Here is a 26,087-nt window from a genome sequence, read left to right as displayed (position 1 = left end):
GAATTATGGGCGCTTTTTCTATCTGGCACTGGATCATTCTGCTGGCCATCATTGGCGGCATAGCGGTGATTGTCAGAAAATCGCGTAGCGCGCGGACCACGGACAATACGGACCCCACCAAGGGCAACTCGGAGCTTGAGGGCATTGGCGGCTGGTTGGCCTTATTGCTGGTGCTGCAGACCTTGGGCATTTTGAACATCGTACTTTCGGCGCATCTAAATTTCAAAGGTTATGACGGACTGTGGGACGTTCCCAACATAAGCTTTGTCATTTTTACCGACGTTGCCATGAACATTGTGCAGTTGGCGCTTGGGTTGACCGTTCTTTGGGCGGGCCTCAACAAAAAGCGGATCTTCGTTGATCTGTTTTTCTATCAATGGCTGTTAACGCCAGTGCTGTTCATCCTCGGCCTCGCCATTGCCGGTAGCCTGCTGGGCGGTGGTTTTTCCGATTTGTTGACCGTAGGCGACCTCGGCGAGCTGTTTCCGCAAGTCTTCTTTGTCGGTCTTTGGGTCTGGTACACACGCGCCTCAGTGCGTGTGAAAAACACCATGGTGAACTGACGGACGGTCTGCACACGCTCAGTTGCATCCGCCCGTGATCCACGCTAATGAGGCACATCCACAAGGACCCGGTGAAATTCCGGGTGGCTCTTCTGGCCGCCGATCCGCCAGACAACACAGCAACGCAACTTCATCATTGTTTATGGACCCGACTTCGGTTTGGCCCGTTGCCCCTTACTGTGAAAACCAAAATCATGATCAATTTTTCAGCCTACCGTCGGGAATGGTTCTCGAACATTCGTGGCGATATTCTCTCCGGCATTGTCGTGGCGCTTGCGCTTATTCCAGAGGCTATCGGCTTTTCCGTTATTGCCGGCGTTGACCCACGCGTTGGCCTTTATGCCTCATTTGCCATTGCCTGTGTGAGCGCCATTACCGGCGGCCGCCCGGGCATGATTTCTGCCGCCACCGCCGCAACCGCCGTGGTTATGGTGACGCTGGTGAAAGAACACGGCCTGCAATATCTGTTTGCCGCCACCATTCTGATGGGCATCATCCAGATCATTGCCGGGCTTGCCAAAATTGGCCGGGTGATGCGCTTTGTTTCCCGCTCGGTCATCACGGGTTTTGTCAATTCACTGGCCGTGCTGATCTTCATGGCGCAGTTGCCGGAGCTGATTGGCGTGCCTGTTGCCACCTATGTGATGATTGCCGGTGGTCTGGCCATCATCTACCTGTTTCCTTACATCACCAAGGCGGTGCCCTCGCCGCTGGTTTCCATCGTCATCATTACCCTCATCGTGTGGTTTACCGGCATGGATGTGCGCACGGTGGGTGACCTTGGCGCCCTGCCCGACAGCCTGCCTCACTTCATGATACCTGACGTGCCGTTTACGCTGGAAACGCTGCAGATCATTTTCCCCTACTCCATAACGCTTGCGGCGGTTGGCCTGCTGGAAAGCCTGCTGACGGCGCAGATTGTTGATGACATGACCGACACGCCCAGCAACAAAAGCCAGGAATGCCTTGGCCAGGGTGCCAGCAACATAGCGTCGGCCTTTATTGGCGGCATGGGCGGCTGCGCGATGATTGGCCAGTCGGTCATCAACGTGTCCTCCGGCGGGCGTGGACGCCTTTCCACCTTTGTGGCCGGTGCGTTTCTGCTGTTTCTGATCGTGGCGCTAAATGACCTGGTGCGCATTATTCCGATGGCCGCGCTGGTGGCGGTGATGATCATGGTATCGATCGGCACCTTCAAATGGCGCTCGGTGCTGGACCTGCGGAAAAACCCGCTTTCCTCCTCCATCGTGATGCTGGCGACCGTTGCCACGGTTCTCATTACCCATGATCTCGCCAAGGGCGTGATTGTGGGCGTGATGTTGTCAGGCATTTTCTTTGCCGGAAAGGTGGCCAAACTGTTCAGCGTCAAGACGTCACCGAAAGACACAAATGGCACCGTGACCTATACGGTTGAGGGGCAGATTTTCTTTGCCTCGGCGGAAAGTTTCATAGAAGCATTCGACTTTGCGACACCGGCCGACAAGGTGAAGATCGATGTGAGCCAGGCGCATCTGTGGGACATTACCGCAGTTGGCGCACTGGACAAGGTGGTGATCAAATTCCGCCGCAACGGCACGGATGTCGAAGTTATCGGCTTTAACCGCGCCAGCGCCGACATGATTGACCGCTACGCCCTGCACGACAAGGCGGAGCGAGAAGCGGCCAGCGCCTCACTGCACTAAACCAAGTGACTGTTTGAGCGATGAAACCGGGGCGAAATTCGCCCCGGTTTTTTGTTTATATCGACTTGAGAGACACGCGTTTTTCCAGCTCCAGCGCCTGTTCCTTGCGCTCGCTGTAACGGTCGGTCAGGTAGGCCGATGCATCCCGCGTGAGAAGCGTGAACTTGACCAGTTCTTCGCAGACATCCACCACCCGGTCGTAATAGGATGATGGTTTCATGCGGCCATCGGCATCAAATTCCTGATAGGCCCTGGCGACCGATGACTGGTTGGGAATGGTGATCATCCGCATCCAGCGGCCGAGAATGCGCATCTGGTTGACCGCATTAAACGATTGGCTGCCGCCGGACACTTCCATGACGGCAAGGGTTTTTCCCTGTGTGGGGCGAATGGAGCCAAGCGATAGCGGAATCCAGTCTATCTGCGCCTTCATGATGCCGGTCATGGCGCCGTGACGCTCCGGGCTGACCCAGACCTGGCCTTCCGACCACTGCGTCAAATGCCGCAATTCCTGCACCTTGGGGTGGCTGACCGGCGCTTCATCCGGCAATGGCAGGCCGGCAGGATCAAAGATTTTGACCTCGCAGCCCAGTTCCTCCAGCAGACGGCCAGCCTCTTTTGCCAACAAGCGGCTGTAAGACACGTCGCGCAGCGAGCCGTAAAGGATGAGAATGCGCGGCTTGTGCGTGGAAAAGGCCGGACGCAGGGCATCGAGGTCTGGCTGGTGGAGATGTTGCGCCTGCAGAGCGGGGAAAAGATCAGACATTAAATCAGCCAAGGCGCTTTCCTTCCTGATCAAGAACCTGTTCGCCATCTTCCTTGAAGAAGGCGCCGCTGAAACTGTTCGGCAGGATGTCCAGCACCAGCTCGGACGGCCGGGCGAGCCGTGTGCCCAAGGACGTGACGACAAAGGGACGGTTGATGAGGATGGGGTGCTGCAGCATGGCATCCAGCAACTGGCTGTCGGTGATTTCAGGATTATCCAGCCCCAAATCTGCGTAAGGCGTGCCCTTCTCTCTCACCGACTGACGGACGGTCAAGCCAGCATCCGAGATGAGCTTTTCCAGCTGCTGGCGCGATGGCGGGTTGCTGAGATAGTCAATCACGTCAGGCTCAAAGCCAGCGGCGCGGATCAAGGCCAGCACGTTGCGGGACGTGCCGCAGGCCGGGTTGTGATAAATCTTGGCGTCCATGATCATGTCCTTCTTTCAAGCTTTGTTTCTGCCGACGGCGGGCGAAGCGTCGTACCAGTGTTTGCTGCGGTTTACGGCCCAGACGACGGTCAGCATGACCGGAACCTCGATGAGCACGCCGACCACGGTTGCCAGTGCTGCGCCGGAGTGAAACCCGAACAGGCTGATGGCCGCAGCAACCGCAAGCTCAAAGAAGTTGCTGGCACCAATGAGTGCCGATGGGCCGGCAACGCAATGGCGCTCACCCACTAGACGGTTCAAAAGATATGCCAGCGCCGAATTGAAATAGACCTGAATGAGAATGGGAACGGCCAGCAGCGCAATGATCATGGGCTGCGCGATGATCTGCTGCCCCTGAAAACCAAACAGCAGGACAAGTGTAACCAGCAAAGCAATGAGCGACAGCGGCTGCAGCTTTGCAAGCGTCGCATCCAGTGCCATGGTCGTTCCATCCCGCGTCAAGCGGGCACGCAAAACCTGCGCGATGATAACAGGCATAATGATGTAAAGACCGACAGACAGAATGAGCGTGTCCCACGGCACGGTGATGGCCGACAGGCCCAGCAGCAAGCCGACAATGGGCGCAAAAGCCACAATCATGATCGCGTCATTGACGGCGACCTGAGACAGCGTGAACAGCGGTTCACCGCGTGTAAGGTTGCTCCACACAAAGACCATGGCGGTACAGGGGGCCGCTGCCAGAATGATAAGCCCGGCAATGTAGGAATCGATCTGATGACCCGGCAGATACGGCCGGAACAGCCAGCCGATAAACAACCATGCCAACAGCGCCATGGAAAATGGTTTAACCGCCCAGTTGATAAACAGTGTGACGCCGATGCCGCGCCAATAGATGCCGACCTGCGCCAATGAGCGGAAGTCGATCTTGATCAACATCGGGATAATCATCAGCCATATCAGAATGGCAACGGGCAAATTGACCTTGGCAACTTCCAGCGCACCAACGAAGTGGAACACGCCGGGCAACAGATGGCCGAGGGAAACACCCACGATGATGCAGAGAAAAACCCAGATGGTGAGATAACGTTCAAAAGTCGACATCAGGCGGAGTTTCCGGAGTTGTTATGCGGGCCACAGCAAAGAGCGTGACCCGGTGAAAATGAACACACGGCCATGAGCGCCATGGTGTCGGCGCACGGTGATCTTGGGTGGGTCCTCGTTGTCAAAACGCCTGAGGTGGTTTTCGGTGAGATTGTGCGAATGCAGCAACCTGAACCGGATAAACCCTGTTCAGCACGGTTTTGCCTCTGGCACACAGCAAGGCGTCAATTCGGCAATTAGCGGTGCGCAAAGCTCGGCCGAGCCGCCACAACAATCCTTCAGGAGAAACAGGGTCAGCTCTTTCAAACCTTGCAGATCTGCCCGGTAAATGATCGAGCGGCTGTGCCGCTCTCCCCGCGCCAGCCCGGCCCGCGACAGGGTGGCCAGATGGGCGGACATGGTGTTTTGCGGCACGTCGAGAAGGCGCGCCAGCTCACCGGCCGGAACGCCTTCCGGCTCATGCCGGACAAGAAGACGAAATGTGTCCAGCCTGGTGGGCTGGGCCAAGGCGCCAAGCGCCGTTATTGCTGATGTGTTATCCATATATCCAGATTATTGGATATGTTGTGATGGAGTCAAGTGTGGTGATCGAGACGATGTTATGGAGTGTGGCTTTCTACATGACATCGCAGGGCCGCCGTATCATCAATGGGTGACTTTCCTAATACCGTTCAGGCAATCAAATGCTTCGACACTGACAACCGTTCACAGCCATACAGATAAGAATTCGCATGCCATAAGGAATTTACCATCACCTGACACCCAAGAATGTAGGACAATATCACCAACGGATGTGGTTTTCCCCGGAGATGGCTTTTCAGCAGTAGACGACTCTGCTAACCACGCTACTCTAGTCTGAGGGCTACTCTATCCAGTAAGGCAACTAGGTAAACTCGGATCAACTAACGTCCGCAGGAGTGGCCCGAATGAATACAATCTCACCTAAATTGGCAAAGAGTTCTTTGCCGAGTGAATCCCAAGCCAATCTTCTGAGTCTGTTTTGCGGGTCTGGCGGTCTAGATTTAGGATTTCACCAAGCAGGCTTTGTAACTTCTCTCGCCTATGATAAGCGCAAAGACAGTCTAGCGTCATGGTCTAGGTCTTTTCCACGCGGCAAAGCCATAGAACAGGACATATTTTCTCTATCAGTTGAAAATCTTGATAGCCATTTCGGCAATGAGTTTGCTCCCGTCGGAGTTATAGGCGGACCGCCCTGCCAGGGCTTCTCTTTAGCCAACAGGTATGGTGGACAGCATGATCCTCGTAATCAACTCGTCCATCGGTTCTTCGATATTGCCCTGTCGCTCCACAAGCGAAAGCCGTTGAGCTTTATCGTCATGGAAAACGTACCCGCGCTTGCCGGGAGTCGTGGAGGCGATATTTTAGCGCTGGAAAAAGAGCGACTGAAAAAAAACGGCTTCTTTGTAACTATTACAACATTGGATGCCGTAAACTATGATGTTCCACAAAATCGTAAACGTCTTTTTCTTGTCGCTTTAAATAAGAATTTCAGCCGCTCTGAATGGATTGCACCTCAGAAGTCGAGTGAATTTAAGACTGTTCGCTTGGCAATTGGAGATTTGCCTGAGCCGACATTCTATAATCGTACGCTGAAAGACGGCGACATTCCTTTTCATCCGAACCACTGGTGTATGACACCGAAATCTCCGAAGTTTGGCTCAGGTGAACTGGTAGAGGGTTTCGTTGGAAAACGGAGCTTCAAAACGCTTAGTTGGGATAAACCAAGTTACACTGCGTCATACGGCAATCGTGAAGTTCATATTCACCCGAGCTGCACTAGAAGACTTAGCGTTTTGGAAGCAATGATACTTCAAGGCTTCCCTCGTGAAACCGTCCTACAAGGATCGCTTTCCTCCCAGGTCAAGCAGGTCAGCGAAGCCGTCCCCCCTCCTCTAGCTTACGCAGTTGCTAAATCAATTGTTTCTCAGGTTGATTTTCGTCGCTGAAAATCTGCTCCTTAGTAACCAACCATGCATCGTAACCGGCGACTGCATCGTCAACAGGATAACCGACTCTCTTAAGAATTTCCTTGCTTTGCGCCACCATTTCGTCGTGGAGAGACTTATTTGCGCGTAATTTAGTATCGAGATTCTCGATTTCGAATGACTTTCTCAACGCCCGCACATGTAATGATATGGCCGGATCTCCGTTAGCAGCTATAGCTGGCGGGTTTCCAGTCAATCCGGTCCCATCTTGGATAACGATTTCGTTAGGCTCAAAAAGGAAGCATAGTGAAACCATATTCGCGTCATACGGGGGCTTGCGAAACATCGAATAGCTGTAGCCTTTTAGTTTCTTCACTTTAAACGTGGCTTGCTCCGCCAAGTGGATAAGCCACTTGGATATACCAAGTGAGAAAACAGATAACAGAACGTCGCCATTGTCTTTAGAAACACGGTCTAGGTACGCTGCAACATCCTCTCCAGTTTCGAAACGAGTGGAAAGCTCTTCTGCAAACAACTCATCATTCTTCGTGTTTATTACAACCTGCTCATTGAGCGCAGCCATACTACTTTTCGATATAGAGTCAGCTTGTATTGGCGTCGTTAAAAAAAGTATCCAGGACTTCCGGCGGTTCGCAAGTTGGTACGCAGTAATCGAGCGAATTGCATCAACAAGACGTCCAGAGGCATTCTCGTCATCTCCTGCTAGCGGCTCGCAAGCATCAATGTTGATTATGTCAAAAGGCCCACCCTTGACCATCTCAATAGCCGCCTCAGAGTTCTTAATGCCCACGTCCTGCAGCCGCGAGCGAACAACCTTTGAACTGCTAACGACCGACTCTTTGTGAGTTAAAGAGAATTCATTGACATTTTGCCGAAGTCTACGCTCCTCAGTGTCAGTCGAGTGACAAAAACCGGTATACCGCAATTTGATTGATTTACTGGAACAAAAATCCGCGACCATTCGTATGTCAAGCAGATCTGGACCCGGCAATGTCATGTATCGTAACGGCTCACCGTCAACAAAACTTTGTGGTCCTAAAGTCCGAAAGATGCCTTCGACATGCCGTAGCCACTGCTCAACCCGCACGTATTGCTTGCGCGGCTTATGCCATGGCTCGAACTGTAGAGGTTCAGGCGACGCAAGCGGGGAAGCTTCGGGAGGCAAAACGGAATCGCTGAAATCGTCATCATCAGTAGTGTTCATTCGGCACTCTCTAAGATCGAGACCAGGTCGAAAATCAGTTCGGCTCGTCCCTCATCCGTCAGTCTCTCTAAGACACCATGGGCATCAAGAACTATTGACACGGCATCGATAAGCTCTGTTTTCTTTGATGCGGGTGGCATATTTTCGCGTATCTGGAGAGACACGGGAATATCGCCCACGACAAAATCATCGTGAGGTGATAGCGAGCTTGACCTTAATATGGGTGGAGGCGGGAACTCGTCACCACGCATCTTTGTCCAGATCGCCGCCGACTTTTCATAGTATTCCTTAGGTTGCACCAAAGATGAATCTACATTTTTGGCCTGCTTACCCAACCTTTTATGCATGGTAGCAAATTGTCTAAAAGCGCTATGAAGCCACCTCTGAATATAAAGGTAGTGCGGATTGCTCGTATTAAACGATTCACGGTCAATATTCAGCGCTCCGTCCAACCCCTCCGTGACAAATATCTCGCAAGTGATTTGCTTCTTACGGGTCTGTTCTGAAACCTGATAGCCCAGAAATTCGGGATCGAAGAGAGTACCGCTAGCGTCATTTACACGAACTATCGACCCAATATTCTCTTTGGGAACGATCCGTGTGTTCCAATAAAGGTAAGCCTCGAATGACAGCCTCCCGCCAGATCGTTCCGCCGTTGCGCCTCCGAAATCGGTACTTACTTTGCCCACAAATATAAGCGGCCGCTCTAATCGAGACGTCGACGCCAATTCCTTTGGAAGCTGAATTGGTCTACGCAACTCAACCGAATCGATGCACACGGAGAATGGTAGTGAACTCGCATTACCTGCGACCATATCAAACGCCTCACGGATGGTTTGGTCCCCGATATCTACGCGGTTGGCTGCACCTTTTTTCTTGTTCGAAATTTCGTACAGATCATATCCATCCGTTTCCCGCAGGTCGAAGGGATGACCGTGTATGTAAGCGACTGGAGAGGCTACGCTGATCCGCCAGATCATTTTCAGATAGTTATCAAAATGGGCAAGGTTGGCTTGCTCTTTCGATGATCGCGTTGTCGAGATTGCGGCCTCTACCAGTTGCTGAAACTTTTTCTCAGGCGAGTCCGTCGATGACCAAGGTAGCTCGGGAGGTTTAACGAGATGACCCTTTTCATCGAGTCGACCAATGTTAAATCGCGGAGGCAGGACGACATCGATAAGTCCGGTGCCATCATCCATGTTGTGCTCATCAATCGCAGACCATATGTCTTGGCTCTGTAATTTTTCTCTGATGGCAGGACGAATTCCGGTCAGAATTATTGTTGTCCCATGAATATCCACATCCGTCGTTTCTTCTGCTAGCACACTATAGGTGCCGCTGACGTAGTTAGATGCGTCTTGCTCATCAATTAAGCTGTCTTCTTGATAGGTGTGAAGACGTATCGACGCAGATACTCTTTTGCTGTCTCCCTTTCGTTTACTTATAATCTGGAATTGCTGGGTAAGCTGGGCAACGGCGAAAAGACCAATACCAATCTTGCCAATAAGCTTTCTACCCGCCGGGCTCCGCGTGGGATCTGTAGTATTAGCAGTTCCCAGTGTTTTTCCGCGAGCGGTCCGCTTAGAGCTACCACCAATATTCTCGAGAAGGTCCCCGATAATGTGTTCATCCATTCCATTACCGTTATCCGTGATACGGATTTCTTTAAAAAATGGGTAGTCACAGTCGATCGAAACCGATGTAGCATCAGCGTCGTACGCGTTTGAGATCATCTCCCTGAAGGCAGACCACGGCTCTCGATAAATTCCGTCAGTAACGCGCGCAATAATGCGATCATTTGTTTTTAAATTACCCTCTACGGGTCGCCTTGTATGGGCGCTCTCTTCGATCTTGCCAGCTAGAGGCAGCTCAGGTTCAGCTTCAGATGTGCTTGACATTGATCGCTCATAGTAGAGAGTAAGTTGACACTTACTGGTTGCATATCAGTTTGACTGATAATCTCAAGGGTGAAAAGCGTTTGAATTTATGTCAGCAGATACGTCTAATCTGTAAATCTTTGCGAACGGCTATCTAAGGGCTACCCTGTAGCTATTCTTCGCACGGGATGCGACCGATTTAGATAAGCAAAACTCTGTCAGCAATCCATCTTCTTAAAACTTGAATGCTAGCCAGGTATATTAACGCAAGAGATTGCAAACCAACTTCAACAGCACAACGCCCCCCCATTCCACCCTCACAACCATTGACCGCTAACACTCCACTCGATGGCCGATGTGGCCGGTGGAGCGGGATTTATGGATTATGGGCAGGCCAGTGAAAATGGTCAGACTGATAGCGGCCAGACAGACAACAGCAGCAGCAACATTGATATAAAATTCAAGAGCCCTGTTGCGGTGCGTGACGTGCTGGCGGTGAGTATTGCCCGTCGGCAGAATGCCGCAACCAATGGCCGATTGTTCTGCGTGATGCTGTTTTGCGTTTGCCTGCTGTTGTGGCTGTTCAGCACTGACAATTTCTTCCTGTGGCTTGCGATGTTTTCCACCCTGCCCGTTGCCGGTGCTGTTGTGGCTGACAATCTGGCCGCGAAATCCCCTGCAAACCTCCCAAAACTTTCATCCGGTCGGCGGGCGCATGGCGCCCTGCATGCGACCCTTTGCGGCATCAATACCGGTGTGCCGGTTGCCGTGTTCATCCTCATTCTTCTCAACATTGGATAACGCTCATGTGCATGTTCAAGACCCCGAAAACCCCGACTGTTCAGGCGCCGCCGGAATACGCGCAGCAGAAGACGCCAGATTATGCCGTGGGCCAGAGTTCTGCGGCGCGGCGCACCTCCGACCGCATTCGTGGTTCTGCCAGCACCATTCTGACCTCAGGTACCGGCGTTGGCACTTTTGCCAACACGCTGTCACCGACGCTTTCCGGCATGGATGGCAAAAAGACATTGCTTGGAGCCTGAGACATGGCAGACACCCGCCGAACCGACGAAAGCCAGATTGCCTACCACCGTCGCCGCCTGGAAGAGCTGAAGCAGCTTCGCCAGCCTTGGGAAGCGGAATGGCGGTCGCTGGCCGATTACATTGAACCGACCCGGTTGCGCCTTGGGGGCGACCGCGACGGGCCGCGCACCCGCGCCAAGATTATTGACAGCACCGGCACACATGCCTGCGACACGCTGAAATCTGGCATGCATTCCGGCCTGACATCGCCTGCCCGGCCATGGTTCCGGCTGACGACCTTTGATCCAAGCTTGAAAAAGGTGGATGCAGTAAAGGCCTATCTGGCCGCCGTGCAGGACAAGATGCGCGAGGTGTTTGCCGCCTCCAACCTCTACCGTGCCTTTCATGTGGGGTATGGCGACCTTGGCCAGTTTGGCCAGTCGGTTGCCATTCTGGTGGAAGACGAGGAAACGGTTATTCGCGTGCAGCAGCTGGTGCATGGCCGGTTCTGGCTGGCGCGCAACCACAAGGGCCGCGCGACGACGCTGTACCGGGTGTTTCGCTGGAACGTGCAGCGCATTGTCGAGCGCTTCGGCTACGAGCAGGTGCCGCAGCGCATTCGGGGCCTGTATGACACGGCCAAATATTCCGAATGTTTTGACGTCTACCACGCGATTGAGCCGCGTTACGACCGCGACGAGACGATGCGCGACAAGCGCAACAAGCCGTTCCTTTCCAATTACTGGGTGGACGAAATCGGCACCGAGCTTTTGGAAGAAAGCGGCTTTGACAGCAACCCGATCATTGCGCCGGCCTGGGAGCTTTCCGACGACGACCATTATTCCCTTTCGCCGGGGCAAAAGGCGCTGGCCGACATCAAGATGTTGCAGCTGGAGCAGATGCGCAAGCTGGAGGGCATCGACAAAAAGGTACGCCCGCCGATGAACGCGCCAACCTCCATGCAGAACAGCCCCAACTCGCTGTTGCCGGGTGCGGTGAACTATGTTGACGACCCCGCTGGCAAGGGTTTTCGCCCGGCGATGGAAGTGAACCTGAGCCTTTCCGAACTGCGCGAAGACATCCGGGAAACGCAGATCCGCATTGACCGGACGTTTTTTGCCGATCTGTTTTTTGCCATTACCAACATGGAAGGCGTGCAGCCGCGCAACCAGTTTGAACTGACGCAGCGCAAGGAAGAACAGCTGTTGCAGCTGGGACCTGTGCTGGAAAACGTGTTTGGCGACCAGCTGGGCCCAACCATTGACCGGACCTATGACATTCTGGTGGCGCGCGACGAACTGCCGCCGCCACCGGAGGAGCTGCAGGGGCTGGAACTGAAAGTGGAATATATCTCCACCCTGGCGCAGGCGCAGCAGGCAGTTTCCACCGGGCCGATTGAGCGCGGTGTGGCCTTTATTGGCCAGCTGGCCGGGGCACGACCGGAAGCACTGGACAAGCTGGATGCCGACGAGGCGATTGACCTTTACATCGAGGCTATCGGTGCGCCGCCTTCCATGATCCTTGCCGATGACAAGGTGGCGGCGCTGCGTGAACAACGCGCGCAACAGGCGCAGGCGCAGCAAAGTGCCGAAATGGCCGCGACCATGGCACCGGCGCTGAACCAGGGTGCACAGGCCGCAGAACTTTTGGCCAGCGCCAATGAAAACCCCAATGGCAACGCGCTGCTGCGCCAGCTTGGACTAGGCTAATGGACCATTTTAACGAACAACCATCTCACCCCCATACCCCGGAGCGTGATGAAATCACGACGGCGTTTCGTGACGTCTTTGCCCTCGAAGCCGGCAAGCGTGTGCTGTTCTGGATGCTGGAACAATGCGCTGTTTACCGCGATGCCTATTCCGGGGAACTGACCAACGCAACGAACTACATCCTCGGCAGGCAGGGGGCCGGGCGAACGCTGATCGCCAAGCTCGATAGCATCGACCCCACCATGTACCCGAAGCTGTTGCTGGCGATCGCTGATTTCAAGGAAGCAGAAAAGGTGGCGGCGAAACGCCGTGCCGACAGCGAGGAAGGCGAAGACTATGACGTTGATGCGTAACAGGTGGCTGGGCCGCGCCGCATTGCTGTTCAGTGCCGAAGGCGACAGCTTTGGCGGCGGTGGTAACGAGGCCAATGCGCCCTCACCCGAGGCCGTGCTGTTTCCCGATGATAAGGCCAATGCGGCTGGCAATGCTAATGGCGACTTTGACGACGACGATCGTGAAGATGATTTCGGCGGCGATACATCAGATGGCAATGGCAAAGGCAAGGACGGCGACAACGCCACAAAGGATGATGCCACCAAAGACCCTGACGATACGGTTCCCGACGACGGCAAATATACGCTCACCATGCCTGACGGCGTGGAGGTGGACCAGGAACTGCTGGATGCGATGGGCAGCGACTTCAAGGAGCTGGGCCTGACGACACGCCAGGCACAGCAACTGGCCGACAAGTTCATTGAAACACAATCACGACGTGGTGCGGCGCAGGCGGAAAACTGGGCCAACCGTGTTCAGGGCTGGGCCGACGAGGCCCGACGCGACCGCGACATTGGCGGCCACAAATGGCAGGGCACGGTTTCCAGCGCCCAGCGCGCACTTTCCACGCTCGGCACGCCCGCCTTGAGGGAATACCTCAACGCCAGTGGCGGCGGCAACCATCCCGAGCTTATCCGCATATTCGCAAAGGTCGGATCGATGATCCGGGAGGACAACCCACCAACGGGAGGCGCAGACGGCGGGGGCAGAAAGGCCGAAACCGCTCACCTTCTTTTTCCAAACGACGCACCGAAGGGCAAATAACACATGGCTATCATTGGTAGCACCGTACCTACCCTCATTGACGCCCACAAAGCCTCTGGCGAGGGCATCGTTCTTGAACTGCTGGCGCAGAACAACCCCATCCTGAAAGATGCGATTGCCACGCAGTGCAACCTCAAGGGCATTCACCGTCACTCCATTCGCACCGGTCTGCCGTCCGCTGGCTGGGGCCGACTGTACAAGGGCGTGCAGAAATCCAAGAGCACGCTGCAGCAGGTGGATGACACCACAGGTTTTCTGGAAGCGCGCTCTGAAATCGACACCCGCCTGTTGAAGCTTGCGCCGGACCCGGCCAAGCAGCGACTGGTCGATAGCGCGCCCTTCCTGGAAGCGATGAACCAGGAAATGGCAACCGGCCTTTTCTACCACGACACGGACAAGACACCGGAGAAGTTCAAGGGTTTTGCGCCCCGTTTCAGCGCCTATAATAGCAACATCCCCGACCCGACGCGCCCTAACGCCGCCAACCAGGTGATCAATGCCGGTGGCACCGGTGGCGACAACACCTCCATCTGGTTTGTGACATGGGCAGACCATGCCGCTTCCCTGCTCTACCCCGAAGGCACCAAGGCCGGCGTGGAAGTGATGGACAAGGGCGAAGAGCCGGTAAAAGACGATGACGGCAACACCTATTACGCCAAGGTCACCGCCTTTGAATGGCACATGGGTGCCTTTGTGAAGGATTATCGTTACATGGCGCGTATCGCCAATATCGATGTGTCCGACATGATGGCCGGCAATGTCGACCTGTGGAAGCTGCTGCGACAGGCCTATTACCGCCTGTACATGACTTACGGCATCAACGCCAAGGGCGGCCGCACCGTGTGTTACATGAACCGCCAGGTCATGGAAATTCTCGACGAACAGTCCACCGACCGTGGCCTGACGACGGGACGCGCCAACACCGTGCCGCTGAAGTCTGCGACACTGGAAGGCGAAGAAGTGACCACCTACCGCAACATTCCAATCCGGATTGCGGACTCGCTGCTCAGCACCGAAGCGCCGGTTCCGGCAGTGGCGCTGTAACGGCACCCTTAAGGCCTGCCGCCAAAGGCGGCGGGCACCTTCTCCCTTCTTTTGCTTTGACACCTATCACGGGGAAAACGCATGATTTTCGATACTCAGAGCCTGCTTTCCAATGCCCAGGCGATTACTGCCACGGCAGCCTCGACCAACATTCTCGACCTTTCACCCATTGCCGGCGGCGTTGTACGCGATGTTGGCCAGGGCAAGCCTGTCCCGCTGCGCCTGCAGGTGGTGGAAGATTTCAACAACCTGACAACACTGACAATTGCGCTGCAGACCGATGATGCGCCGGCCTTCGCCTCGCCTAAGGTCGTGTGGTCGCAGGCCGTGCCGGTGGCAGAGTTGAAAGCGGGCAAGGTGGTTCTGCCGGACTTTCTGCCGCGCGGCACGGCGGAACGGTATGTACGCCTGAACTATACGGTGACAGGCACGGCGCCGACCACCGGCCGCATTACCGCCGGTGTGACCATGGGCAACCCTTCGAATGGTTAAGGTGGTTGCCAACACGCGTGGTTACATTGACGGGGAAATCCGCGAAACCGGCGAGGTTTTTACGATTTCCGACGCGCTTTGGCAGGATGAAAAGCGCCGCCCGAAATGGGTGGATGCCGCTGATGCGCAACCGGTAACGGTGCCACAGGCCACAAAGGCAAAGCCGAAACCGAAGCCGACGGCCGCGATAGCCGAACAGCCGCAGGGTAACGGCGTTGCCGAAGCGCTGGGCGGCCCGCCACCGGACTGGCTGCCTGCGCAGGGTGACGACGCTTAAGGCACTAGTGCCTGCAGACACAGTTCCATACGGGCGGCTTGTTTGTTCAAGGCCGCCCGTTTCTGTTGAAGCCGTGTTCTGTACGAGCACGACCGCGACTGTCAGAGACCACAATCGCCGTCGTCATTCTCGCCCTTGTGGCGAGAATCCAACCACGTTGCATATCAGGCACCGGCTTAGATCCTAGGGACAAGCCCTAGGAAGACGGTTGAGAGGGTTGCAGCCGTGCTTATCCCCTAGCCAGAAATTAACTGCCGCCACCCGCCCAGACTTGCGATTTTATGCGCAAGGCCGTACCACACAACCGGGAATAGAGGGGTGTGGCCATGGAAGAATTCGCACGCGAGCTGCTTGAGCTCAGCATGTTCATGAGGATTTTGTGGTCGTGGCCCGTGATGGTGTTTTCAGCCTGGGCAATCCTTGCGATAACAAAACCGACATGGAAAATTGGCGGTGGCGCTTATTTCTTCGGCTGCTGTCTGGTCTTTGTCATACTTTACGCTTCTACCCTGCTCTACCTGCCGGAACAGCTGGCAATCGAACATGGCTATGCCCATGTTATCGTTGGCACACACATTGCCATGATGATGCTCGCTGGCGCTGTGGCCGGCCTGTTTTCGGCAGCGCGTTCCCGCGATGCCTATGGGGAAAATGACCGATGGTTGATGGGCCTGATGCCCGTTGCCAATCTCGCGCTTGTGTTCGACAAAGGTCAGGAAAAGACCAAGCCGATTGACGACACGATTTTAACAAACATCATCATGACGCTGGCCGGTTTGGGCGTTCTGATTTCTGCGACGCAGCTGGATCGTATTGCCGAGAAGCGTTTCGAACAATTCAGTTTCAGTCTGGCGCTGCAGGCCGCACAGCCGCCTCCTCCGCCCCCTCCGCCGCCAGAACCGCAAACACAAAGCGAAGCGATACAAGCGGCCCTGAAACGTTATGGGGCATCCCGCACCATTCCACAAAACTTCGACAGAAATGTCAGGCTGACCGCCGTTGTAGCGGATGGTTATACCCTGATCTATCGCTACCGGATTGGGAACGACAATGAGGCCGAGCGGCAGCAATGGCAAGATTTGACGGAATTTACCTGGTGCAACGCAAACGACTATAAAGAGCTGTTTGCATTTGGCGCCACGCTGCAAGGCGAGCTGCTGGACCGCACAGGCAATATTGTGCGCAGTGCCAATGCCGACGCCGTGGGTTGCAACCTCGACAACCTGAAGATTGATGCCGAAATGGCAGAACGCGCCAAGGCAGAAAAAACCTTTGCCACCACCAATGGCGAGTTGGGCATATCAGGTGCCAGCTATGCGAACCGGGTTTACACCATCACGATATTTTCCCCTGATCCTGTGCCGGCGCTGGCAAAGGACGTGATGCGGAAAAACTGGTGTAACCGCGAAGAATACAAATCGATGCTTCGCAAAGGCGTGACCATTCGTGGTCAGTTTGAAACCAAAAGTGGACGTCCCTTGGAAACTGTTGACGTCAATGTCATTGAATGCGGAATTGACACTGACAGCTGACACCACTGTCATGCGTCGTCAAATGTTCTTCGTCAGTGCGCTTGCCACCTGTTGCATCAGTTCTGCGGTCGGCAAGGCACCATCAAGGCGCAGAACCGGGGCGGATTGTTCTGCCAGCCATTCCTCATGCTGGGCGATGTTGCGACCGGAAAAGGTCGGGTCATCGTAACGGGACGCCCAATCGCAAAATGCCATGTGTTGAACATGCATGTCCCCGTCCGGCAGAATACGTTTGCCATAACGGGCGGCCTCGCGCGCATCCAGCCTTTGCAACCGGATGGCAGTTGGCGTGTGCAGGAAAAGGATGAGATCGACATCGCCAAGCATGGCATTGCCCCAGCCCATGCAGGACCCGGTCAGCACCCAGCCATTGCTTTGACGCTGCTGCGCCTGAATGAGCTTTACCCGGTCTTGTGGCGGGCGTTTGGTGGTGAATGGCGGATCAGTCGGCATCCAGTAGAAGTCATCGACATCAAATTGCGCCACGCCGTAATGCGCTGACAGAGCGGACCCCAATGTCGAAACGCCCGAGCAGGATGCGCCTGTCAGATGAATACGCGGGCGGGTATCGTGCGGGTTCATAGGCATCTCCTTCATCATTCGACTGCGGGATTTTTCAGGACGGTGCTGCAGGTAGCGTATTGGGGCCGCAGGCTCAAGAAACCGGGCACAGGACACGCCACGCCACGCGGCGTGACATGCACACCAAACAAAAGTCACCCTGCGTCTCCAAGGAGAGGCAGGGTGAAAGTTGTGCTATGAACGACTGTAATTTACTGCCAGGAAATAATGAGCAGCAAAGCGAATGCGCCGCATGTTCAGATGCGTCGTTACACGCCTGCCTCTTCATGGCGTTTGTCACGCTTGGCCTGACTGTCGCGGACAAATTGCGATACACGCCCCAGCTCCATTCGGTTGACCAGATCTTCCGCGCGCTCATTGGGAATGGCGCGCATGCCCTTGTCAGCACGGCGCGAGGTTGGTCTGTTGATGGGACTTGCGGCGGCGCGACGCATTTCCAGCGCCTTTTCGGCGTTACGCTTCAACTCACCACGTCCTTCAAAACGCTGACGACGGGCATGTTCCTGATTGGTGCGCTGCACGGCATTAGCAAGGATAGACAGCCGTTCGCGAATGCCGGCATCTGTTTTGGCCGCCTTGCCATCATCACGCGCCGACTTGCCACGCATTTCGCGGCGTGTGCGATTGGCAATGTCGCGGGCACGATCGCGGCGTTCCCGCAGGTTCTTGCGCAACTGCTGCAGCTCACTGTCGGAAAGTTCGTTTATGGAGGGATGGCGGGAGGCCTCGACAAGCTCTACTTCGGCATTATCAAGCACGCGCAGAGTGGTTCGTCTCGAGTTTGGCATGGGGATCTCCTTTCATTCTATCCAAAAAACCAATGCGCTATTGCTGTGTTCGTTCCTCAGACTGCGGTCACGTTGACCTGACATTTCTGTGAGGTCGGTGGGTGACGTCAACCGGGTAACGACCGCCGCATGCCGTAGACATGGGCGGTCGATCCATTGAGTTTTCAGGCTGCTCTGACAACTGGAACCCTGCGTCCGGAGAGCGCCAGGATCGTCGCGCCCACGGTGCCTGATACCAGCGAGCCCAAGAGAATGCCGATCTTCACATGGTCCTGCAAAGCCGGATCATCAAAGGCCAGGAGGCCGATGAACAACGACATGGTGAAGCCGATACCGCACAGGAAGGCCGTGCCAGTCATTTGCCCCCAGCTTGCATGCGCCGGAAGTTGTGCCCAACGCAGTTTGACCAGAAGTGCGACAACACCGAGAACACCGACCAGTTTGCCGAGAACAAGACCCACTGCCACGCCCATGGTGACCGGTTCTGAAAACACGCCGAGGCTGAGGCCAGACAGCGACACACCGGCATTGGCAAAACCGAAGACCGGCACCACGAAAAATGCCACCGGCTTATGCAACCCATGTTCAAGACGATGGAGGGGCGATTCCTCCGGTGTTGCCTCTGGTGTACCGGGGGTCAGCTTCAGGGGAATGGTGAGCGCCAGCATGACACCGGCCAGCGTCGCGTGAATGCCCGATATAAACACCAGCAACCACAGGACTGCCCCCAAAGCCAGATAAGGCCAGAGTTGCCTGACCTTCATTCTGTTGAACAGGAACAGATTGCCCAGGATGAACAATGCCCCGGCAAGGGCCAGCAGGTTCAGATTTTCAGTGTAAAACAGCGCAATGATGATGACTGCACCGAGGTCGTCAATGATGGCCAAGGCTGCAAGAAATATCTTCAACGAGGCGGGTACACGCGAACCCAACAGCGAAATAACGCCCAGGGCAAAGGCGATGTCGGTTGCGGCCGGAATGGCCCAACCTTGCAATGCAGCCGGATTGTCCTTGTTGAACAGCACGTAAAACAATGCCGGAAATGCCATGCCGCCAGCGGCAGCCGCACCCGGCAGCACACGCCGGTGCCAGCTGTTTAGCTGGCCATCCATCATCTCACGTTTGATCTCCAGACCGACCATGAGGAAAAACACCGCCATCAGGGCATCGTTGATCCAGTGCTGGACACTAAGCGGCCCAAGATAGACATGCAGCAGACTGAAATAAGCCTCTGCCAGCGGCGAGTTGGCAATGATGATGGCCAACAAGGCAACCGCCATCAGCACGAGGCCGCTGGAGGACCCGCTGTCGAGGAATTTACGAAGGGTAGAGTTGATGCGACCTTGCTTTAATGTCGAAGACACAGGTTCACGCTCCCTTGGTTGGAAGTTGATCTTAGTCTCCGTCGATTTCGGGGAATCCCGCAGTGCACGCAGCACGCACTGTTGGAAAGTGTATAGCCAAGCAACTATCCGGTTTCCAGAAAAACCGGAGCAGCCTCGATCACGATCAAATAACAGTCTCGTGATCCGCCGACTGTGCCTGGCGGCAAAGAAAAAGGCGCGCCGCATGCGACGCGCCTGATCACTCACATGCGTTGGCGCGGATGCTTCTCAACCGCGTTGCAACGCTATTTGCTTTCGTTTTCCGTGCGGCCGGAGAACCAGTTCGCCAGAAGTGCGCCAGATATATTGTGCCAGACGCTGAAGATGGCGCTTGGAACGGCTGCAAGCGGTGAGAAATAAGCGGTTGCGAGCGCTGCGCCCAGTCCGGAATTTTGCATGCCAACCTCGATCGCAATGGCCTTGCGCTTTGCCAACGAGAGACCCGTTGCCTTTGCTGCGAAAAAGCCCAGCAAATAACCCAAGCCGTTATGGAGTATGACGACTACGAAGATCAGCAGACCGGACTGGACGATGGAAGCCTTGGAAGCGCCAACCACGGCCGAGACAATGAGCACGATACCGATAACACTGACCAATGGCAGGGCTGGAACCGCTGCCTTCACCACACCAGGCAGGATTTTTTGCAGGATTGCACCCAGAGCAAGCGGCACCATGACCACCTTGATGATGCTCATGAACATGGCCCAACCATCCACCGGCAGATACTGGCTGGCAAATAGCCACACCAGGAACGGCGTGACGATAGGCGCGGCAAGCGTGGTGACGGACGTGCAGGCAACCGACAGCGCCACATCGCCCTTGGACAGATAGGTCATGACGTTGGATGAAGTACCGCCCGGGCAGCAGCCAACCAGAATGACACCCGCAGCAACCTCAGGCGGCATTGGGATGATGATCGTCAACAGCACGGCAAGCAGCGGCATGATCAAAAACTGGCCGAGTACGCCAACTGTCACGTCGAATGGACGTTTGACCACTTCGCGGAAATCATCAAGCGACAGCGTCAGACCCATGCCGAACATGATGATGGACAAAAGGGTGACAATCCATGGTCCGATCTGCTTGAAAGTGTCTGGAAAGAAAAATCCAAGAACTGCAAATAAAACCACCCATGCCGCGAATGTTTTTCCGACAAATGTCGATACCAGCGCTAAAGTTTTCACGTTTCTACTCCCGTCATACAATTACCCGTCGTGTAGTCGTGAACCTTCTCCTGTCAAGGTCATATGACCCCGTACATGATCGCTTGCTCACATGATGTCGGCATTTTCCAGCAGAAGAATATAATCCGGTCAAAATGCTCCCCCATCGTCACGACTGCCATTCAATGCTATGGGGCATTTCAAATCAGACTGGAGGCCACCCGATGAGCAAAAACTGGAACAAGAGCGTGACTTTGGCACTGGAAGAACCAGGCAAATTCACCACCATCAGCAACCTTCAGGAAGCATCCTGGGCGCTGATTGAAGACTGGCCGCTGGAGGAAGGCGAAGCGCTGGACAAGGCGCTGCTGGTTATTGAAGCTGCGCTGAAAGGCAAAAAGACCGTTGAAGAAGCAAGGCTTGCCTTTATTGCTGCGGCCATTGAAGCAGAGATTGAAATCAAGGAATAGGCCCCAGTTTTTGGTCGCCAAATCTGCCAATGGCCCTGCCCTACTTGCTGCGCAAACATTCAAGGTGATGCATGACGTTCGATCCCAAACTGAAACCGCTGTCGCTTGACGATGCCGATATGGAGGCGTTGTTTGGCGATGCCCGGCTGGCCAAGCAGCTGCGCTTCATTCTTGAAGTTGAAAAGCTGAAAACCGTGCTGCGCAGAACGCCGCTGCTGGATATTTCCCGGCGCGAAAACGACGCGGAGCATACCTGGCAGCTGGCGATGATGGCGGTCATTCTTGCCGAATATGCCGATGAGACAATAGACCTGACGCGCGTGTTGAAAATGATCCTGATCCACGACGTTGTCGAGATCGATGCCGGCGACACGTTCATTTATGACTCCGTGGCGATGCAGGATCAGGAAGAGCGCGAAAAGCTGGCGGCCGACCGGCTGTTTGGCCTGCTGCCGGAAGACCAGTGCAAAGAGTTCCGTGCCTATTGGGACGAGTTTGAAGCCCGCACGACGGCAGATGCCCGTTTTGCCCGCGCCATAGACCGGTTGCAGCCGCTGCTGCACAATTTCTTCACCAGCGGTGGCACATGGCATTCGCCCGGCGTACACCGGGATCTGGTGCTGGAGCGCAAGACGCCAATCGGCAAGTCATCGAGCCGCCTTTGGGACGCAGCCCAGACACTGATCCATGAAGGTGTCAAACGCGAGTTTCTGCCGGAAACGCTTGCGGATAATCCTCTTTCCCCTGCGGCAGAATAATACGGCGCTGACAGCCAAGGACGAGAAAAGCAGCCGAAGTGGCTGCTTCTTTTAGGCACGTCACGCGGCGATCAGTTGCGCCAGATGGGCGGGAATATTCCTTCTGCATTGTGGTGCCAATGCGTTTATTCTGCCAACTGGGCGGCTGAGATCATCCAGTTTTTAACTGCATCCAATGCGTCCGATTTGCGGTGTCTTGGCCAGACGAGATAAAAATCCGATGGGCCTTGCAGCACCCACTGGCCAATCTGCATCAATCGCTTTTCCGTCAGATCGGTTGTGATGAAATTGCGCGTGGCAAGCACGATGCCCTGCCCGGCCACCGCCGCGTCAATGGCATGCGATGTCTGGTTGAAGCTGATGCGGCGGAAGCCCTGCATGTCATGCGGGGCGGCGGCGGCACCAAAATGCTGTTCGATAAACTCCGGCCAGAAATTATGGGCATCCTGCAACAACGCAAAAGCAGAGAGTTCAGCGATGGTGGCGGGTGCGCCGCGCTCCCGCAGGACCAGAGGGCTGCAGGCCGCAATGATTTCCTGGCGGAAGAGCAGTTGAGACGCCAGCCCCGGCCCGAAGGGCGGCACGCCGTGGCGGACGGCCAGATCAACACCATCAATCTGGAAATTCGATATACGGTCCGTCGCGACGATGTGGATATCCAGTTCCGGATGGCGGGCTGTCAGTTCCGGCAGGCGCGGGATAAGCCATTTGGAAGCAAACGTCGGCGTCGTGCTGATGGCCAGCCGCACCGGTTGCGGGCGCAGGTCCGCCGTTGCGCGGGTGATGATTTCAAAGGCCCGCCTGATATCGGCAATGTAGGCGCGCCCTTCCCCCGTCAGCGCCAGCGTGCGCGGCAGGCGCTCGAACAATTGTAGACCAAGCTCGGCCTCCAACCCGCGCACCTGCTGGGCAACCGCGCCCTGCGTCACGCCCAGTTCTTCCGCAGCCAGCCGGAAGTTCAGATGGCGTGCGGCGGCCTCAAAGGCTTTGAGGCCATTCAACGAGGGAAGTTTTCCGGATGGATTGTTCATACGATAGATTTTCTACAGTCAAAATTCAAAAGAACTGATTGGCTAGCCCAAGCTTTACAATGATAAAACTCATTTCAGCTGATATCAATGAACACGCATGTTCTGGAAGGAAAACGACCATGGCAGTAGAAAAAACGGCAATTATCACCGCTGGCGGCAGTGGCATGGGAGCAGAAGCGGCAAGACGGCTTGCTGCCGATGGCTACAAGGTTGCCATTATTTCCTCCTCCGGCAAGGGCGAGGCACTGGCCGCCGAACTGGGCGGCATTGGCGTGACCGGTTCCAACCAGTCCAATGACGACCTGAAACGACTGGTTGATGCGACCATGGAAAAATGGGGCCGTGTCGATGCGCTGGTCAACAGTGCCGGCCACGGGCCGCGTGCGGCGATTACCGAAATTACCGATGAACAATGGCACACCGGACTTGATGTGTACCTGATGAATGTGATCCGCCCGGTGCGGCTGGTGACGCCGATCATGCAGGCACAGAAGTCTGGCGCGATCGTCAATATTTCGACCGCATGGGCATTTGAACCGGCGGCGATGTTCCCGACTTCCGCGGTGTTCCGTGCCGGACTTGCCTCCTACACCAAGATCTACGCAGACACTTACGCGGCTGACAACATCCGCATCAACAACGTGCTGCCAGGCTGGATCGACAGCCTGCCTGCCACAGAACAGCGCCGCGATGCGGTGCCAATGAAACGTTACGGCACAAGTGCGGAAATTGCCGCGACGATCTCCTTCCTGGTTTCCGAAGGCGCCGGTTACATTACCGGCCAGAACCTGAAGGTGGATGGCGGTTTGACGCGTTCGGTCTGATGCGAGCGACCTGATAACAAGATCAAAGCGGCTGTCATTGGCATGACCATGACAGCCGTTTTTTTATCACTCTTTGCCCTGCACATTCAGCTGTCTCCGGCGATTATGGCACGGCTGCCAGCATAAGCCTCTTCTTCCGCATATTATTCGTCTCGTGCTCTTTGGCCCGAACGACGCCTCTTTCGCCTCACCTCCCCAGGCTTGACACATTGATCTCAGTTTATTTATAACCATCTGGTTGGAAATAAATATGAGTGGTACAAATGGGCAGGAAACGGGTTATCGACCAGCAGGCTGTGCTGGATGCGGCCGAGCGTGTTGTGGGACGTGACGGAGCAGCCAACCTGACGATTGACGCCGTGGCAAAAGAGGCTGGCGTCAACAAGGCGAGTGTCCTTTACGACCACAAGTCCAAACAGGCGCTGGTTGAGGCGGTTGTTGACCGCGCCTTTGAGCGTGACAACGCCCACCATGCCGGCATTGAAAGCAGGCTCGATGATCCCAAGGACCGCGCCATTCGTGGGCGCATTTTAGCGGCTGCCGAACCGCCACCGGAAGAGTTTCGCGCCGTTGCGCTGAACCTGAGTGCAGCCCTTGCACTGGATGAAGGTTTGCGCGCCAAGATGAAAGACAATCAAGCCCGCACCATCAGCCGGATCGAGGAAACCTCACCTGCGCCCCGCGGCGCATTGCTGGCCTATCTGGCACTGGAGGGGCTGAAATTTCTTGAGCATCTGGATTTCCATCACTTCACCCGCGAGGAACGCGACAGGGTTCTTCGTGAGATAAACTGGCTTGTGAGCGTGGACACCCAGGAGGCCGACCTTCCTGACAGGCCCTCCTGAACCACAGACTGACAATTCCTGCCGTGCCGACACGGCAGCAAGCTGACCTAACTTCCCTTTGAGGTAAATGACATGACTGACAATATTGCCGCAGCCGACGCGGCCACGGATAAACACGCCCAATTTCAACGCCTGTTCCTGACCGGAGCCAGCGGTTATGTGGGCCGCAACCTTATCCGCCATTTTACCGCCCGCAATATTGCCGTGACGGCGCTGGTCCGCAATGACGCAGCAGCACGACTTGTGCGCAGCCTTGGCGCAACAGCGGTGACGGCAGACATTCTGGACGGCAACCTTGCGGCAAACATGGCCGGTTGTGATAGCCTGATCCATGCGGCGGCCGACACGGACCATGGACCGGCAACGGCAAAACAGCGGCGGGTGAACGAAGATGGTACTCGTGCGGTGATGGATGCGGCACGAAAGGCCGGCATCAAAAAGGTGATCCATCTGAGCACGGAATCCGTTCTCGCCACCGGCAAGCCGATCATCAATGCCGATGAAACCACACCGTTGCCGCGTAAACCGGCCGGAGGTTATTCCCGCACAAAAGCGGCAGCCGAACGTTTGGCGCTGGCGACCAGCACACAGGATATGCCGGTTGTGGTGCTGCGCCCGCGTTTCATCTGGGGCCGCGATGACACCACCGCCCTGCCCGCGTTGGTGCAGGCCGTGCAATCCGGCAAGTTTGCTTGGATTGGTGGCGGCACCTACCTGACCTCAACCACCCATATCGGCAATCTCTGCACGGCGGTTGAACTGGCGCTTGGCAAGGGCCGCGGCGGCGAAGTCTACTTCATTTCCGATGGCGAGCCAGTGCCGTTCCGCCAGATGGTATCGGCACTGGTGGAAACACAAGGGCTGACGGTGCCTGATAAAACCGTACCGCGTGGTGTGGTGCGGATCGTCGCTGCGATTGGTGATCTGCTGGGCGCGATGTCTCGCGGCAAGATCATTCCACCCTTGACCTTGCAGGCCTATGCAACATCGGCGGTTGAAGTGTCATTCACCATTGGCAAGGCGCAACGTGAACTGGGTTATGCCCCTGTGATCTCACGCGAGGAAGGGCTTGCCGAGTTGCGCGCAGCTCAGCACTGATAATCTTCAAGGCGTGGCGCATCATCCGGTTTACCACTGTTGATCCACGCCACCTTACCCCGCAGGAATGACAGGGCCGCATCCAGTGCGGCCTTTTTCTCTTCCAGCCTGGCGATCTGCGACTGCAGAACCTCTAGGGTTCGCTCGGGCGAATGTTCACCGGCGCGGTACTCCTCATTAAGCGCCAGGATTTCACCCAACGAATAACCAAGCGTCTGTTGCAGGCGGATCATGCGTGCCGTTGTCACATCCTGCTCACCAAAGACCTGGTACGGGTTGGAGCCACCCTTGACGCTACGCTCAGGTCTCAACAGGCCCTTGGCAATGTAGAACCTGATCGTATCGACCGGCAGGCCGGTCTGTTTGGCGAACTGCGAAATCAACATCATTAAACCCTTGACCATGGAGCATACTCCACAC

The 26,087-nt window shown here is 55.6% G+C and carries 29 protein-coding genes and 1 other annotated feature; of the genes, 17 read left to right on the top strand and 12 right to left on the bottom strand.

Translation table 11 applies throughout. From position 1 onward, the window contains the following. Positions 1–5 precede the first annotated feature (5 nt). Positions 6–563, top strand: a complete 558-nt coding sequence (locus IB237_RS24310) for a DUF2569 family protein (RefSeq protein ID WP_192491322.1) — start codon at positions 6–8, stop codon at positions 561–563. 61 nt (positions 564–624) lie between these two features. Next, positions 625–680 (top strand) — a sequence feature (sul1 is cis-regulatory element that is thought to sense ions involved in sulfur or methionine metabolism; They are found in Alphaproteobacteria). Positions 681–757: 77 nt separating this feature from the next. Beyond that, entirely contained in the window at positions 758–2,245 is a 1,488-nt protein-coding gene (locus tag IB237_RS24305; protein ID WP_210324084.1) for a SulP family inorganic anion transporter, read from the top strand. Between the two features lie 55 nt (positions 2,246–2,300). On the opposite strand, the gene arsH is transcribed toward IB237_RS24305, so the two are convergent. The 4 genes from arsH to IB237_RS24285 form a co-directional block, all read right to left on the bottom strand. After that, positions 2,301–3,041, bottom strand: coding sequence for an arsenical resistance protein ArsH (gene arsH, locus IB237_RS24300; RefSeq protein WP_371815402.1), 741 nt, complete (start codon positions 3,039–3,041; stop codon positions 2,301–2,303). After that, positions 3,016–3,444 (bottom strand): arsenate reductase (glutaredoxin), encoded by a 429-nt coding sequence (gene arsC, locus IB237_RS24295; RefSeq protein ID WP_192491320.1) that lies wholly within the window; start codon positions 3,442–3,444, stop codon positions 3,016–3,018. Before arsC ends, arsH begins: the two co-directional genes overlap by 26 nt. A 9-nt stretch (positions 3,445–3,453) precedes the next feature. Further along, positions 3,454–4,500, bottom strand: a complete 1,047-nt coding sequence (gene arsB, locus IB237_RS24290) for an ACR3 family arsenite efflux transporter (protein ID WP_192491319.1) — start codon at positions 4,498–4,500, stop codon at positions 3,454–3,456. Positions 4,501–4,689: 189 nt separating this feature from the next. Beyond that, positions 4,690–5,043 (bottom strand): helix-turn-helix transcriptional regulator, encoded by a 354-nt coding sequence (locus IB237_RS24285; protein ID WP_192491318.1) that lies wholly within the window; start codon positions 5,041–5,043, stop codon positions 4,690–4,692. A gap of 383 nt (positions 5,044–5,426) precedes the next feature. On the opposite strand from IB237_RS24285, the gene IB237_RS24280 reads away from it, so the two are divergent. Continuing rightward, positions 5,427–6,467 carry a DNA cytosine methyltransferase gene (locus tag IB237_RS24280; RefSeq protein ID WP_192491317.1) on the top strand — a complete coding sequence of 347 codons (1,041 nt, stop codon included), beginning with the start codon at positions 5,427–5,429 and terminating at the stop codon, positions 6,465–6,467. Here IB237_RS24280 and IB237_RS24275 read toward each other — a convergent pair. Then, positions 6,430–7,671 (bottom strand): hypothetical protein, encoded by a 1,242-nt coding sequence (locus IB237_RS24275; protein WP_192491316.1) that lies wholly within the window; start codon positions 7,669–7,671, stop codon positions 6,430–6,432. The two genes, IB237_RS24280 and IB237_RS24275, sit on opposite strands and share 38 nt — an antisense overlap. Beyond that, the gene (locus tag IB237_RS24270) at positions 7,668–9,569 is read right to left on the bottom strand and encodes an ATP-binding protein (RefSeq protein WP_192491315.1); all 1,902 of its coding nucleotides are present in this window, start codon (positions 9,567–9,569) and stop codon (positions 7,668–7,670) included. The genes IB237_RS24275 and IB237_RS24270 overlap by 4 nt, the downstream gene beginning before the upstream one ends. Before the next feature lie 357 nt (positions 9,570–9,926). Here IB237_RS24270 and IB237_RS24265 point away from each other — a divergent pair, with 357 nt between their 5' ends. The 9 genes from IB237_RS24265 (at position 9,927) to IB237_RS24225 (ending at position 16,723) form a co-directional block, all read left to right on the top strand. Continuing rightward, the gene (locus IB237_RS24265) at positions 9,927–10,349 is read left to right on the top strand and encodes a hypothetical protein (protein ID WP_192491314.1); all 423 of its coding nucleotides are present in this window, start codon (positions 9,927–9,929) and stop codon (positions 10,347–10,349) included. Positions 10,350–10,360: 11 nt separating this feature from the next. After that, positions 10,361–10,591: a hypothetical protein gene (locus tag IB237_RS24260; protein ID WP_246788273.1), complete on the top strand. Its 231-nt coding sequence runs from the start codon at positions 10,361–10,363 to the stop codon at positions 10,589–10,591. Positions 10,592–10,594: 3 nt separating this feature from the next. Then, entirely contained in the window at positions 10,595–12,280 is a 1,686-nt protein-coding gene (locus IB237_RS24255) for a portal protein (RefSeq protein WP_192491312.1), read from the top strand. After that, positions 12,280–12,633, top strand: a complete 354-nt coding sequence (locus tag IB237_RS24250) for a hypothetical protein (RefSeq protein WP_192491311.1) — start codon at positions 12,280–12,282, stop codon at positions 12,631–12,633. The genes IB237_RS24255 and IB237_RS24250 overlap by 1 nt, the downstream gene beginning before the upstream one ends. Next, positions 12,617–13,378 (top strand): hypothetical protein, encoded by a 762-nt coding sequence (locus IB237_RS24245; RefSeq protein WP_192491310.1) that lies wholly within the window; start codon positions 12,617–12,619, stop codon positions 13,376–13,378. The genes IB237_RS24250 and IB237_RS24245 overlap by 17 nt, the downstream gene beginning before the upstream one ends. A gap of 3 nt (positions 13,379–13,381) precedes the next feature. Then, complete coding sequence (locus IB237_RS24240; RefSeq protein WP_192491309.1) at positions 13,382–14,422, top strand: major capsid protein; 1,041 nt, start codon at positions 13,382–13,384, stop codon at positions 14,420–14,422. Positions 14,423–14,503: 81 nt separating this feature from the next. Next, positions 14,504–14,914: a Bbp16 family capsid cement protein gene (locus IB237_RS24235; RefSeq protein ID WP_192491308.1), complete on the top strand. Its 411-nt coding sequence runs from the start codon at positions 14,504–14,506 to the stop codon at positions 14,912–14,914. Next, positions 14,907–15,191: a hypothetical protein gene (locus IB237_RS24230; protein WP_192491307.1), complete on the top strand. Its 285-nt coding sequence runs from the start codon at positions 14,907–14,909 to the stop codon at positions 15,189–15,191. Before IB237_RS24235 ends, IB237_RS24230 begins: the two co-directional genes overlap by 8 nt. Before the next feature lie 326 nt (positions 15,192–15,517). Next, entirely contained in the window at positions 15,518–16,723 is a 1,206-nt protein-coding gene (locus IB237_RS24225) for a hypothetical protein (protein WP_192491306.1), read from the top strand. Between the two features lie 18 nt (positions 16,724–16,741). Here the strand turns inward: IB237_RS24225 and IB237_RS24220 are convergent, their stop codons facing one another. From IB237_RS24220 to IB237_RS24205, 4 genes are all read right to left on the bottom strand, one after another. Then, complete coding sequence (locus IB237_RS24220) at positions 16,742–17,305, bottom strand: AAA family ATPase (RefSeq protein ID WP_192491305.1); 564 nt, start codon at positions 17,303–17,305, stop codon at positions 16,742–16,744. A gap of 248 nt (positions 17,306–17,553) precedes the next feature. Continuing rightward, positions 17,554–18,093, bottom strand: a complete 540-nt coding sequence (locus IB237_RS24215) for a hypothetical protein (protein ID WP_192491304.1) — start codon at positions 18,091–18,093, stop codon at positions 17,554–17,556. A 164-nt stretch (positions 18,094–18,257) separates the two neighbouring features. Continuing rightward, the gene (gene nhaA / locus IB237_RS24210) at positions 18,258–19,457 is read right to left on the bottom strand and encodes a Na+/H+ antiporter NhaA (RefSeq protein WP_192491303.1); all 1,200 of its coding nucleotides are present in this window, start codon (positions 19,455–19,457) and stop codon (positions 18,258–18,260) included. A 266-nt stretch (positions 19,458–19,723) separates the two neighbouring features. Further along, positions 19,724–20,662 (bottom strand): bile acid:sodium symporter family protein, encoded by a 939-nt coding sequence (locus IB237_RS24205; RefSeq protein WP_192491302.1) that lies wholly within the window; start codon positions 20,660–20,662, stop codon positions 19,724–19,726. Positions 20,663–20,865: 203 nt separating this feature from the next. On the opposite strand from IB237_RS24205, the gene IB237_RS24200 reads away from it, so the two are divergent. Further along, positions 20,866–21,111, top strand: coding sequence for a DUF982 domain-containing protein (locus tag IB237_RS24200; RefSeq protein ID WP_192491301.1), 246 nt, complete (start codon positions 20,866–20,868; stop codon positions 21,109–21,111). Positions 21,112–21,182: 71 nt separating this feature from the next. Beyond that, complete coding sequence (locus IB237_RS24195) at positions 21,183–21,869, top strand: HD family hydrolase (RefSeq protein WP_210324082.1); 687 nt, start codon at positions 21,183–21,185, stop codon at positions 21,867–21,869. Positions 21,870–21,994: 125 nt separating this feature from the next. On the opposite strand, the gene IB237_RS24190 is transcribed toward IB237_RS24195, so the two are convergent. Continuing rightward, the gene (locus IB237_RS24190; RefSeq protein ID WP_192491300.1) at positions 21,995–22,900 is read right to left on the bottom strand and encodes a LysR substrate-binding domain-containing protein; all 906 of its coding nucleotides are present in this window, start codon (positions 22,898–22,900) and stop codon (positions 21,995–21,997) included. 119 nt (positions 22,901–23,019) lie between these two features. Between IB237_RS24190 and IB237_RS24185 the strand changes: the two genes are divergently transcribed. From IB237_RS24185 to IB237_RS24175, 3 genes are all read left to right on the top strand, one after another. Beyond that, entirely contained in the window at positions 23,020–23,724 is a 705-nt protein-coding gene (locus IB237_RS24185; protein WP_192491299.1) for an SDR family oxidoreductase, read from the top strand. 263 nt (positions 23,725–23,987) lie between these two features. Beyond that, on the top strand, positions 23,988–24,569 hold the full coding sequence (locus IB237_RS24180; protein ID WP_192491298.1) for a TetR/AcrR family transcriptional regulator: 582 nt from the start codon (positions 23,988–23,990) through the stop codon (positions 24,567–24,569). A 72-nt stretch (positions 24,570–24,641) separates the two neighbouring features. Next, positions 24,642–25,667 (top strand): NAD(P)-dependent oxidoreductase, encoded by a 1,026-nt coding sequence (locus IB237_RS24175; protein WP_192491297.1) that lies wholly within the window; start codon positions 24,642–24,644, stop codon positions 25,665–25,667. On the opposite strand, the gene IB237_RS24170 is transcribed toward IB237_RS24175, so the two are convergent. Then, a complete protein-coding gene (locus IB237_RS24170; protein ID WP_246788269.1) occupies positions 25,658–26,071 on the bottom strand; it encodes a MerR family transcriptional regulator in 414 nt (137 codons plus the stop codon). The two genes, IB237_RS24175 and IB237_RS24170, sit on opposite strands and share 10 nt — an antisense overlap. Positions 26,072–26,087 lie beyond the last annotated feature (16 nt).

Source organism: Agrobacterium sp. AGB01 (assembly GCF_014851585.1).
Classification (GTDB): domain Bacteria; phylum Pseudomonadota; class Alphaproteobacteria; order Rhizobiales; family Rhizobiaceae; genus Agrobacterium.
Note: the sequence above shows the minus strand (reverse complement) of the source record. Positions and strands in the feature narration are given on the sequence as shown.